Source organism: Nocardioides sp. NPDC057772 (genome assembly GCF_042798075.1).
In the GTDB taxonomy this organism is placed as follows: domain Bacteria; phylum Actinomycetota; class Actinomycetes; order Propionibacteriales; family Nocardioidaceae; genus Nocardioides.
On record NZ_JBHVKN010000167.1, the window covers coordinates 1 to 11504 of the forward strand.

The 11504-nt window shown below is 70.0% G+C and carries 10 protein-coding genes; 5 read left to right on the plus strand and 5 right to left on the minus strand.

The genetic code is table 11. The features are described 5' to 3' along the window. Positions 1-84: 84 nt before the first annotated feature. Genes ACFVJS_RS21480 through ACFVJS_RS21490 form a run of 3 tightly spaced genes read right to left on the minus strand, consistent with a single transcriptional unit; the run spans position 85 to position 2536 of the window. The gene (locus tag ACFVJS_RS21480; RefSeq protein WP_378884636.1) at positions 85-819 is read right to left on the minus strand and encodes an amino acid ABC transporter ATP-binding protein; all 735 of its coding nucleotides are present in this window, start codon (positions 817-819) and stop codon (positions 85-87) included. Next, entirely contained in the window at positions 816-1685 is an 870-nt protein-coding gene (locus ACFVJS_RS21485; protein WP_378884639.1) for an amino acid ABC transporter permease, read from the minus strand. Before ACFVJS_RS21485 ends, ACFVJS_RS21480 begins: the two co-directional genes overlap by 4 nt. After that, entirely contained in the window at positions 1682-2536 is an 855-nt protein-coding gene (locus tag ACFVJS_RS21490) for an ABC transporter substrate-binding protein (protein ID WP_378884641.1), read from the minus strand. Before ACFVJS_RS21490 ends, ACFVJS_RS21485 begins: the two co-directional genes overlap by 4 nt. Before the next feature lie 63 nt (positions 2537-2599). Here ACFVJS_RS21490 and ACFVJS_RS21495 point away from each other — a divergent pair, with 63 nt between their 5' ends. Both ACFVJS_RS21495 and ACFVJS_RS21500 read left to right on the plus strand, forming a co-directional pair. Next, positions 2600-4600, plus strand: a complete 2001-nt coding sequence (locus ACFVJS_RS21495) for an NADPH-dependent 2,4-dienoyl-CoA reductase (RefSeq protein WP_378884644.1) — start codon at positions 2600-2602, stop codon at positions 4598-4600. A gap of 18 nt (positions 4601-4618) precedes the next feature. Beyond that, positions 4619-5038: an HIT family protein gene (locus tag ACFVJS_RS21500; RefSeq protein WP_378884647.1), complete on the plus strand. Its 420-nt coding sequence runs from the start codon at positions 4619-4621 to the stop codon at positions 5036-5038. On the opposite strand, the gene ACFVJS_RS21505 is transcribed toward ACFVJS_RS21500, so the two are convergent. Further along, positions 5035-6285 (minus strand): glycoside hydrolase family 1 protein, encoded by a 1251-nt coding sequence (locus ACFVJS_RS21505; protein WP_378884650.1) that lies wholly within the window; start codon positions 6283-6285, stop codon positions 5035-5037. The genes ACFVJS_RS21500 and ACFVJS_RS21505 overlap by 4 nt on opposite strands. A 15-nt stretch (positions 6286-6300) precedes the next feature. Between ACFVJS_RS21505 and ACFVJS_RS21510 the strand changes: the two genes are divergently transcribed. The 3 genes from ACFVJS_RS21510 to ACFVJS_RS21520 all read left to right on the plus strand — a co-directional run bounded on the left by ACFVJS_RS21510 (position 6301) and on the right by ACFVJS_RS21520 (position 9093). Continuing rightward, a complete protein-coding gene (locus ACFVJS_RS21510) occupies positions 6301-6984 on the plus strand; it encodes a pirin family protein (RefSeq protein ID WP_378884652.1) in 684 nt (227 codons plus the stop codon). A gap of 66 nt (positions 6985-7050) precedes the next feature. Continuing rightward, positions 7051-7566, plus strand: a complete 516-nt coding sequence (locus tag ACFVJS_RS21515; protein WP_378884655.1) for a hypothetical protein — start codon at positions 7051-7053, stop codon at positions 7564-7566. 15 nt (positions 7567-7581) lie between these two features. After that, positions 7582-9093, plus strand: a complete 1512-nt coding sequence (locus ACFVJS_RS21520) for a flotillin family protein (protein ID WP_378884656.1) — start codon at positions 7582-7584, stop codon at positions 9091-9093. A 271-nt stretch (positions 9094-9364) separates the two neighbouring features. On the opposite strand, the gene ACFVJS_RS21525 is transcribed toward ACFVJS_RS21520, so the two are convergent. After that, positions 9365-11164 (minus strand): penicillin-binding transpeptidase domain-containing protein, encoded by a 1800-nt coding sequence (locus tag ACFVJS_RS21525; RefSeq protein ID WP_378884658.1) that lies wholly within the window; start codon positions 11162-11164, stop codon positions 9365-9367. Positions 11165-11504: the final 340 nt, after the last annotated feature.

Sequence of the window (11504 nt, forward strand, 5' to 3'; positions counted from 1 at the left end):
CGGCCCGGTGGGATCGCAGCCAGGTCGCGATCGAGACCGCGCCGGCCTGCTGGGCGCGGACACGGGTGTCCGCGCCAGCCTGCCTCACGACCGGACCCGGGCGAGAAACGCGCGGGTGCGCTCCTCGACGGGGTCGCCGAAGAGCTGCTCCGGCGGCCCCTGCTCCAGGACGCGCCCGCCGTCCAGGAAGCAGACCTTGGTGGCGACCTCGCGGGCGAAGGACATCTCGTGGGTGGCGAGGACGAGGGTCGTGCCCGCCTCCGCCTCGGCCCGGACGATCTCCAGCACCTCACCGACGAGCTCGGGGTCGAGGGCGGCGGTGATCTCGTCGAGGAGCAGCAGACGCGGCCGCGTGCACATCGCCCGCACCAGCGCGACCCGCTGCTGCTGGCCTCCGGAGAGGGCGTCGGGATGGGCGTCTGCCTTGTCCGCGAGGCCGAACCGCGCCAACAACTGCCGCGCTCGATCGGCCGCCTCGCCCTTACCAACGCCGTGCACCCGCACCTGGGCCAAGGTGCAGTTGTCGAGGACCGAGAGATGCGGGAAGAGGTTGTACGCCTGGAAGACCATCCCGATCTCCCGGCGGACCGAGCGCGGGTCGACGAGCGGATCGGAGATCTCCCGGCCGTCGAAGGTGATGACCCCGTCGTCGATCGTCTCGAGCAGGTTCAGGCAGCGCAGCAGCGTCGACTTCCCCGACCCCGACGCCCCGATCAGGCAGACCACGTCGTGCTCCGCGACGGACAGGTCCAGGTCATCCAGGACGGCCCTGCCTCGATAGGACTTCCGCAGGGCCCTGGCCTCCAGCAGTGCAGTCATCGACCCTGCTCCTTCTCGATCTGTCGGCGCATGAGCCAGTCGGTGAGCCGGGTGAGCGGCACCGCGACGACGAGGAAGTACGCAGCGGCGACCAGCAGCGGCGTTCCGTTGAAGTTGTAGCCCTGGTAGTCCTGCGCGGCGCGCAGCGCCTCGAAGACACCCACCGCCGAGATCAGCGCGGTGTCCTTCTGCAGCGATACGAGGTCGTTCATGAGAGGCGGCACGACGCGGCGTACGGCCTGCGGGAGCACCACGAAGCGCATCGTCTGGGCGCGGGTCAGCGCCAGCGCCTCGGCAGAGGCGACCTGGGTGGGATGGATCGCCAGGATGCCGGCGCGGAAGACCTCCGCGACGTAGGCGCCGTAGCAGAGCACCAGCGCGAACGTGGTCAGCCAGAACAGCGAGCTGGTCACCCCGGACAGCCCCAGCGCCGGGATCCCGATGCCGCAGATGACCACGACCATGATCGACGGCACCCCGCGGAACAGGTCGGTGTAGCCGGTGGCCAGGAGCCTTAGCGGCGCCAGCCACGGCGAGGTCGTCTGGCGGGCGATGGCGACGAGCGCCCCGAGGACGAGTACGCATGGCTCGGCGACCAGGAAGATCCGGATGTTGATCCAGAACCCCTCCGCGATCGCCGCGAACGAGTCCCGCGCGTGGGACCAGCTCAGGAAGTAGTCCCGGACCCGGTCCCACCCGGGCGAGGAGACGACCAGCAGCACCAGCCCGACCGTGACCACGACGGTCACCACGGTGGCGATGGCGATCTGCTGCAGCTTCAGCCGGCGGCGTACGGCCTGTCTTTCGAGCTCCCGCTCGCTGGGCGCCCAGCTCCTCCGGTGGTCGAGCTTGTCGAGACCCGTCACTTCAAGACCGGCACGGAGACGACGTCGGAGAGCCACTCCTTCTCGAGCGCGGCGAGGGTGCCGTCCTCCTCGAGCGCGGTCAGGGCCTCGTCGAGGCACGGCGCCAGGCCACTGCCCTTCTCGGTCAGCAGGCCGAACTCCTCCGGCATCGAACTGCTCTCGAACTGCCCGGTGATCGTGCTTCCCTCGATCTCGGCGGCAGTGATGTAGAACGCGGTCGGCAGGTCGAAGACGAGCGCGTCGACCTGGCCGTTGAGCAGCGCCTGCTTGGCCTGGTCACTGGTGTCGAAGACCAGCGGGTCCTTGGTGGGCTGCACGTCCTCGCGGATCGCGGTCAGCGACGTGGTCGCGGTCTGGGCACCGAGCTGCAGGCCCTTGAGGTCGGCCAGCGACGCCGCCTCGGCCGCGTCCTCCTCCATCGTCACGACTGCCTGCGAAGCCGTGTAGTAGCCCTTCGAGAAGTCGACGACGCCCGCCCGCTCGGGAGTGATCGAGATCTGGTTGATGTCGAAGTCGAACTTCTTCTCACCCGGCGTGTAGGAGGTGTTGAACGCCTGCTTGACCCAGACGACGTCGTCCTTCGCGAACCCGAGCTCCTCGGCGACGGCATAGGCGACCGCCGACTCGAAGCCCTTGCCGTTGCTGGGGTCGTCCTCGGAGAACCACGGCTCGTACGCCGGAGAGTCGGTGCCGATGGTCAGCTTGCCGTCCTGCTTCAGCGGCAGGTCGGCGGCCTCGCACGAGGCAGGTGCGCCGCCCTCGGCGCTGGTGTCGCTCTCGCTTCCGCACGCGGTGAGGACAGCGGCCAGAGCGAGCGGAGCGACGAGAAGGGGAGTAAGGCGAGTGCGCATGTGCGGAATCGTAAATGGAACCAGCACTGGCCGCTTCTTATTACTCATGAGTAGCATACGTCCATGGCGTACGAATCCCTGCTCTCCCCGCTCACCATCGGGTCGCTCACCCTGCGCAACCGGGTGGTGATGGGGTCGATGCACACCGGCCTCGAGGACCACGCATGGGACATTCCCAAGCTGGCGGCCTACTTCGCCGAGCGCGCACGCGGCGGAACCGGGCTGATCATCACCGGCGGCTACGCGCCGAACAAGCGCGGCTGGCTCAAGCCGTTCGCGAGCGAGATGAGCTCCCGGCTGCACGCCGCTCAGCACCGCCGGGTCACCGGCGCGGTGCACGAGGAGGGCGGCGCGATCGCGATGCAGGTGCTGCACGCCGGCCGTTACGCCTACACGCCGTTCTCGGTCAGCGCCTCGGCCATCAAGGCACCGATCAACCCGTTCAAGCCTGCGGCCCTCTCCGACAAGGCCGTCGACGCGACCGTCTCCGACTTCGCCAAGAGCGTGTCGCTGGCGAAGAAGGCGGGCTACGACGCGGTCGAGATCATGGGGTCGGAGGGCTACCTGATCAACCAGTTCCTCGCCGAGCGGACCAACCAGCGCGAGGACCGCTGGGGCGGCTCCGTGACGAACCGGATGCGGTTCCCGGTCGAGATCGTGCGGCGCTCGCGCGAGCTGGTCGGCGACGACTTCCCGATCATCTTCCGGCTCTCGATCCTCGACCTCGTCGAGGACGGTCAGACCTGGGAAGAGACGGTCGAGCTCGCGTACGCGCTGCAGGACGCCGGCGTCTCCGTCTTCAACACCGGCATCGGCTGGCACGAGGCGCGGGTGCCGACCATCATCACCCAGGTCCCGCGCGGTGCCTGGCTGGACATGACCGCTCGCCTCAAGGCCGAGGTGAACATCCCGGTCTGCGCCTCCAACCGGATCAACACCCCTGAGCTCGCCGAGGCGGCGATCGCCGAGGGCAAGGCCGACCTCGTCTCGATGGCCCGGCCGCTGCTGGCCGACCCCGAGTTCGCCAAGAAGACCGCCGAGGGCCGCACCGACGAGATCAACACCTGCATCGCCTGCAACCAGGCCTGCCTCGACCACGCCTTCTCCAACAAGGCGGCCTCCTGCCTGGTCAACCCGCGCGCCGCGCGCGAGACGACCCTGGTGCTCTCCCCGACCAAGCTCAAGCAGACCGTGGCCGTGGTCGGCGCCGGTCCGGCCGGGCTCGCCGCCGCCACCTCGGCCGCCGAGCGCGGCTTCTCGGTGACCCTGTTCGAGAAGTCCTCGCAGATCGGAGGCCAGTTCCGCCTCGCGATGGCGGTGCCGGGCAAGGAGGACTTCAAGGACACGCTGCGCTACTTCGGCCGCCGTCTGGAGGTGCTGGGCGTCGACGTACGTCTCGACACCGAGGCCACCACCGCCGACCTCGAGCCCTTCGACCACGTCATCGTCTCCACCGGCGTCACGCCGCGGGTGCCGCAGATCGCCGGCTCCGAGGACGAGCGGGTCGTGACGTACGCCGACGTGCTCGCCGGCCGGGTCGTCCCGGGGCGCCGGGTCGCCGTGATCGGCGCCGGCGGCATCGGCGTCGACGTGTCCGCCTGGCTGACCCACCAGCCCGAGACCCTCGACGAGTGGAAGGCCCGCTGGGGGGTCGGAGACCCGGCGACGTTCCGCGGCGGCCTCACCACGCCGGTGCTCGAGGCCCCGGCTCGCCAGGTGACCCTGCTGCAGCGCAAGTCCACCCCGATCGGCATCGGGCTCGGCAAGACCTCCGGCTGGGCTCATCGTGCCCACCTCAAGCAGGACGGCGTCAAGCAGGTCCGCGGTGCGACGTACGACAAGATCGAGGCGGGCGACGACGCGGTCACGCTCCACTACGCCGTCGACGGCGAGCCGCACACGCTCGAGGTCGACCACGTGATCCTCTGCGCCGGCCAGGAGTCGGTGCGCGACCTGTGGACGGAGCGTGACAACTGGCACCTGATCGGCGGCGCCGACGTCGCGGCCGAGCTCGACGCGAAGCGCGCGATCAAGCAGGGAACCGAGGTCGCCGCGGGCCTGTGACCCGATAGCCTCGGGGACATGAGCGATCCCGACTGCCTGTTCTGCAACATCGTCGCCGGCAACATCCCGTCGACGAAGGTCTACGAGGACGACGAGACGTACGCCTTCATGGACATCGCGCCGGCCGCCGAGGGCCACACCGTCGTGGTGCCCAAGACGCACACCAAGGACGTCCTGGAGGCCGACCCGGTGGTCTACGCCGCCACCGCGAAGGCCGCCCAGGCGGTCGCCAGGCGGGCGGTCGACGTGCTGCAGGCCGACGGGGTCAACGTACTCAACAACTGCGGGCCGGCGGCGTGGCAGACGGTCTTCCACCTGCACTTCCACGTGATCCCGCGCTACACGGACAAGTCGAAGGACTCGCTCACGCTCCCGTGGGTCCCGCACCCGGGCGACATGGACGCGATCAAGGCGATCGGCGAGAAGCTGGCCTTCTAGCCGGTCGGCGCGCCTTCGGCGTGGGCGGCGACCATGTCGGCGTACCAGCCGAAGGAGCGTTTCGGCGTACGCACCCCGGCGGCGTCGACGTGCACCAACCCGTACTTCCCACCCACGCCGTCCTCCCAGTCCTTGCCGGTGAACGGCGCCTCCCAACCGTCGCGGTCGAGCAGTGTGTAGGCGTAGAAGCCACGGACGTCGACGCCTCGCTCGATCGCGGCCGAGACCGCCTCCAGGTGGGCCTCGAGGTAGTCGATCCGGGCCTGGTCGTCGACCTCGCCGTCCACCACCGGAGCGTCGTACGCAGCACCGCACTCGGTCACCACGATCGGCGGCATCGCGGCGCGATAACGGGACCGGGTGATGATCAGCCACTCCCGCAGGGCCGTCGGGACCACGCCCCAGCCGGTGTCGGTGGCGGGATAGCCGACGAGCGGCACCATCCGGAAGGGGACCTCGTCGCCCTCGGCCGAGGCGCCGATGCGCTGCGGGGCGAAGAAGTTGACGCCGTAGAAGTCCAGGGGCGAGCGGATCGCGGCCATGTCGCCCGGCATCACCACCTCGTCGGCGAGGCCGGCGAGGTCGCGTGGGTAACGGCCCATCAGCATCGCCTCGAGCGGGACAGCGTTCCAGGCCAGGTCGACGAGCTTGGCGGCGCCGACATCGGCGGGGTCCTCCGAGAGCGGCCAGATCGGCTCGTGGTGGGTGGCGCACCCGACCGTCGACACCCCGGCGGCCCGCAGCACCTGGACACCGCGGCCGTGGGCCAGCAGCAGGTGGTGCATCGCCGCGACGACACCCCAGCCCGCCCGGCGACCGGGTGCGATCGTGCCGAGACCGTAGCCGAGGTAGGCGGCCACGTTGGGGTCCTGGACCGGCACCCACTCCGGGACGCGATCGCCGATCAGGTCGGCGACCGTCTGGGCGTACTCACCGAACGCGTCGACCGTGGCGCGGTTGAGCCAGCCACCGTCGGCGGCCAGAGGCTCGGGCAGCTCACCGGCGTAGAGCGTGGCGGACGGGCGCAGGCCGGCCTCGAGCAGCTCGTCGACCAGCCGGTCGTAGCGAGCGCGGGCATCGGGATCGAAGACACCGCGCCCACCCGGCTGGAGCTCGCTCCAGGAGACCGCGAACCGGTATCCCGGCGCACCGAGACGCATGAGCAGCGCAACGTCCTGCTCGCCCCCCGGCCGGGTGGCGTCTGCAGTGCCGAACACGAAGCCAGTCGGGAACTTGGGAAACGCCACGGCACAATCATGACTGTGACTGCCCAGATCCGCCGAGGAACCGCCCGATTCACGGAACGTCCACCCGGCCTCCGGCCAGGAAAAATCACCTGGCACACCTACTCCTTCGGCCCCCACTACGACCCCAGTCGCGTCGGCTTCGGCCCGATCGTGACCTACGACGAGCACCTGTTGCGCAACGGCGAGGGATTCGAGAGCCACCACCACGCCGGGGTCACGATCGTCACCTGGCCGCTCTCCGGGGAGGTGACCCACACCGACTCGACCGGTGCCACCGGCACCGTCTCCCCCGGCCAGGTCGGTGTCTTCACCACCGGCGACGGCGTCGACCACTCCGAGTTCGCCACGGCCGCCGGCACCCGCTTCATCCAGGTCTGGGTCTCCGGCAGCACCGGCGAACCGGCGTACGCCGTCCGCGACGTCAGCCCTGTCGAGGGCGAGTGGGTCGAGGCGGTCCGCCTGGACCAGGGGTCGCTGCTGGTCGGCCACGTCGGCACCGACGGCCCTGCCGGGATCACCCTTCCGGAGGGTCGCCTCCGCCATCTCCACGTCGCCACCGGCGCCCTGCTGCGCAGCGGCATGGCCGAGCCGCTGACCGCCGGAGACGCCTTCGAGATCACCGCCGGCGAGGATCTGCCGCGGGAGTTCGCGGTCAGTGCCGGCGTACCGACCGAGCTTCTTCTCTGGACCTTCGAATAGGGCGGACAAGCCCCCGGCTCCACGGCTAAAGTCCGCACCAGACTGCTGCTCAGTGTGGAGGATTGTGTGACGACGTTCCTGATCATCGGAGCCGTCGGGCTGGGCCTCCTGCTGGTGTCGCTGGTGATCGGCGACCTCCTCGACGGCTTCCTCGGCGGCGCGCTCGATGCCGACTGGTTCTCGACCGCCGCGATCGGCGGATTCGTGTCCGCCTTCGGGTTCGGCGGTGCACTCGCGGTCGGTCCGCTCGGCACGATTGCCGCCATCGGGATCGGCGCTCTCGGCGGGGCGCTCTTCGCCTGGTTCGCGCTGTGGCTGACCCGCCTGCTGAAGGAGGAGCACACCGACGCGGTGCCCTCGGGCGACGCCGCCGTCGGGCTGGACGCCGCCGTGATCACCACGATCCCGGCCGGCGGGTTCGGCGTGGTGCGGGTCGCCCTCGGGGGCCACACGGTGACCTACAACGCCAAGGCGCCCGACCTCGACGAGGAGATCACGCCCGGCACTGCCGTGCACGTGACCGGTGTCCTCTCACCGACAGCAGTCACCGTCGCGCCGACGTGGCGCGAGATCACCTCCTGACCTGAAGGGGTCCTCATGGAACTGCTGGTGCCGATCGCCGGCCTTGTCGTACTTCTCATCCTGCTCCTGCTGCTGGTCACCAGCCGCTACAAGGTCGCCGGGCCCAACCAGGCCTTCATCGTCACCGGCCGCAAGGGCAAGGCGGTCCTCAACCCGGAGACCGGCCAGCTCACCACCGACCTGTCGGGTCAGAAGGTCGTGCTCGGCGGCGGCGTCTTCGTGGTCCCGTTCGTCCAGAAGCTGGCGGTCATGGATCTCTCCTCCCGCCGGATCTCGGTCCAGATCCGCGGCGCGGTCTCCGGGCAGGGCATCAAGCTCAACCTCGAGGGGGTCGCGATCGTGAAGGTCGGCGGCAACGCCGACCAGATCCGGCTGGCCGCGCAGCGGTTCCTCTCCCAGCAGGAAGAGATCGAGCCGTTCACGCAGGAGGTCCTCGCCGGCGCGCTGCGGTCGATCGTCGGTGGGCTGACGGTCGAGCAGATCATCCGTGACCGCGCCGCGTTCGCCCAGCGGGTCGCCGACGAGTCCGAGTCGTCGCTCACCGGCCAGGGCCTGATCCTGGACACCTTCCAGATCCAGGACGTCACCGACGACGGCTCCTACCTGACCAACCTCGGCCGGCCCGAGGCCGCCCGCATCACGCAGGCCGCCTCGATCGCCGAGGCGGAGGCCCGCCGGGCTGCCGAGCAGGCCCGGATCAAGGCCGAGGAGGAGATCGCCGTCGCCCAGCGTGCGCTCGCCCTCAAGCAGGCCGAGATCAAGGCCGAGACCGACGCTGCCGCCGCCACCGCGGCCGCGGCCGGTCCGCTCGCCCAGGCCGACCGCGACCAGGCCATCCTCACCGAGCAGGAGAAGGTCGCCGTACGCCAGGCGGCGCTGACCGAGCGTCAGCTCGAGACCCAGGTCCGCAAGCCCGCCGACGCCGAGCGCTACCGTGTGGAGCAGGAGGCTGAGGCTCGCCGCAACTCCGAGATCGCCGCTGCGGAGGCCCGCAAGGCCGCCACGATCGCCGCCGCCGAGGCGGACGCCGAGCAGGCCCGGCTCACCGGTGAGGCGGAGAAGGCCCGCCGTGCTGCGCTGGCCGAAGCCGAGGCCATCGAGGGCGCCAAGCGCGGTGACGCGCAGAAGGCGCTGCGTCTGGCCGGCGCCGAGGCGACCCGGGCCGAGGGTGAGGCGAGCGCCGCCGCCACCCTGGCCGTCGGTCAGGCCGAGGCCGAGGCGATGGACAAGCGCGCCGCGGCGTTCGCGTCCTACAACGACGCCGCCGTGCTGCAGATGCTGATCGAGGTGCTGCCCCGGATCGCCAAGGAGGTCGCAGCGCCGATCGGCGCCATCGACAACCTCACCGTTCTCTCCACCGAGGGCGCCGGCGCCATCCCGAAGCAGGTCAACGACAACGTCGTCCAGACCCTCAACATGCTCAAGACGACCACCGGGGTCGACCTCGGCTCCATGCTCCGCAAGGCCGTCGCCACGACCACCGAGAACGGCACCGCGGAGATCCCCGCCAACCAGGGCCCGCAGTGACCGATCCACATCTTGCCAACACTCGGTCACGAACGCTGTAGAAATCGGGCATTAACGTGACAGCCGGATACAAGTCTGGTTATGTATCCACGTCGACGTAGGGAGGGAGCACTCCAAGCCTCGACCGGGCCTCGCGGCCGCAAGGCCGCCAGGCTCGCCCCTCCAGTCTCTCTACTGTTCCCCCCGTCGGTGGAGAGACGCCGAGGGAAATCGATTGTGGCCCGGCCTCACGGCCGGGCCACATCCTATTTCGCCGGCCCTCGGCTGAGGCTCAGCGCTCGTTGACCATCCGCAGGAACGCCTCGACGAGCGGACCCGAGGTGGCCGCGCCGTTCTCGCCCTCGTCGACGTAGACCGCGACGGCCAGGTCACCCTGCGCCGCGATCATCCAGGTGTGGGTGAGGCGCTTGCCGTTGCGGTCGAACTCGGCGGTGCCGGTCTTGGCGATCACCGGCTTGCCCGGCACGTCGGCCAGGCCGCGACCGGTGCCGTCGGTGACCACGCCCCGGAAGATCTTACGCAGCTCCGCGGCCTCGTCGGCGGCGAGCGGCTCCACGCCCGACGGCTTGGCGACCTGGCCCTGGACGAGGTTGGGGACCACGGTGTGACCGGCCTGGATGGAGCCGATGACGGTGGCCATCACGAGCGGCGAGGCGAGCACCTTGCCCTGTCCGATCAGGTCGGCCGCGTGCTCGGTCTCGCCGGCGGGCTCGGGGATCTGGCCGAAGTAGGAGGTGAAGCCGGCATCACGGTCGATGCCGAAGCCCAGCGAGGCCGCCGCGGAGGCGATCTCGGCGTGGCCGACCTCGCTCGCCGCCCCGACCATGGCGGTGTTGCAGGACTCGGCGACGGCGTGGGCGAGCGTGATGTCGCCGAGGGCGGACTTCGGGTACCAGGAGTCGTTCTTGAACGTCTTGCCGTCGACGGTCGCCTTGGCCGGGCAGGTGACCCGGCTGTCGGCGTTGAGACCCTTGCGCAGCAGCGCCAGCGTGGTCGCGGCCTTGAAGGTCGATCCGGGAGCCGCCTGGCCGTAGGTGGCCAGGTTCATCTTGTTGTCCGCGCCGTTGGCGGCGACCAGCACAGCGCCGTCGCTCGGCCGGATCGCGACCAGCGCGCTCTCGGGCTCGACCTGCTTCAGGATCTTCTCGGCGCTCTTCTGCATCCGCGCGTCGAGGGTGACGGTCAGCGACTTCCCGTCGATCGGATCGGTGCTGTAGAGCTTCTTGAGCACCTCGCCCTCGTCGCCGAGCACCGACACCTGCAGCCCGGGCTTGCCCCGCAGCTGGTCGTCGTAGCGGGCCTGCAGCCCGGAGAGGCCGGCGAGGTCACCGGGGAGGTAGGTGCCGGGCTTCTTCTTCATCATCTCGGCCGTCACCTCACCGACGATGCCGACGACCGGGGAGGCGAACTCCTTGGTCGGGCCGAGCGGGAGGGTCCGGTTGAGCATCGCCGCGCCCTTGATCCGGCCGATCTTCGAAGCCTTGGCCTTCGTCATCATCGCCTTGCGGATCGAGATCGCCTCGACGAATGCCTTGTCGCCGGCCGCCCGGACCCGCTTGGCGTAGCGCTTCGGGTTGATGCCGACGATCGCGGCGACGTCTCGGGCGGCCGCGGGAGCCGCCACCGGGTCGATCAGGGTCTTGTCGATGCCGACCGTGACGACCGGCCGGTCGGCGACGAGGGTCTCCCCCGACGTGCTCAGGATCTCGCCGCGCTGCTGCTGGACGGTCTCGACGTGCAGGCTGCGACCTTCGGCGAGCGTCGGTGCGACGACGGTCGGCGCCCAGACGAACTCCCACTTCTCACCGGTCTTGCGGAGCTCGACCTCCGACTCGTAGGTCCACCGGCCTCCCGGCAGCCCCCACGCCCACCTCAGGGTCGACTTCGCGTTGTCGGTGCCGTGGCCGGTGAACGTCGGCTTGGTCGCGGACACGTCGGGCGCCCCGAGCTTGCCGAACAGGTTGCCGGTGAGGTCGTGGTAGTCCGCGGCGACGGCCTCGGGGTCGGTCTTGGCGACGAAGTCCACCTTCGTGAACGTGCCGCTCTCCAAGGCCGTGGTCAGGGTCGACATGCTCGGACCGGGGTCCTTGGCTCCACCACAGCCGGCAAGCAGCGGTAAGGCGACAGCAAGGGCCGCAATGCCCCGGGAGACTCGCATGGAACGGTTCTATCAGCCTTGCCCCCAAGATTGGGTTACACCCGTCCAACGCGGAGGTTGTGAAGCCGAGAGTGGCCTATGGGCCACGCCCGGCTTCACAACCCGTCGGATCAGTGCGTGGCCAGCCAGGCGTCCAGATCGACGCCGCGCTGGTCAGCGAGCTTCTGCAGACGCTCACGGGTCGGCGGCTGGAAGACCTTCGGCTCGATGTGACGGTCGAGCGCGGCGTACTTCCTCTGCTTGGCGGCCTGGG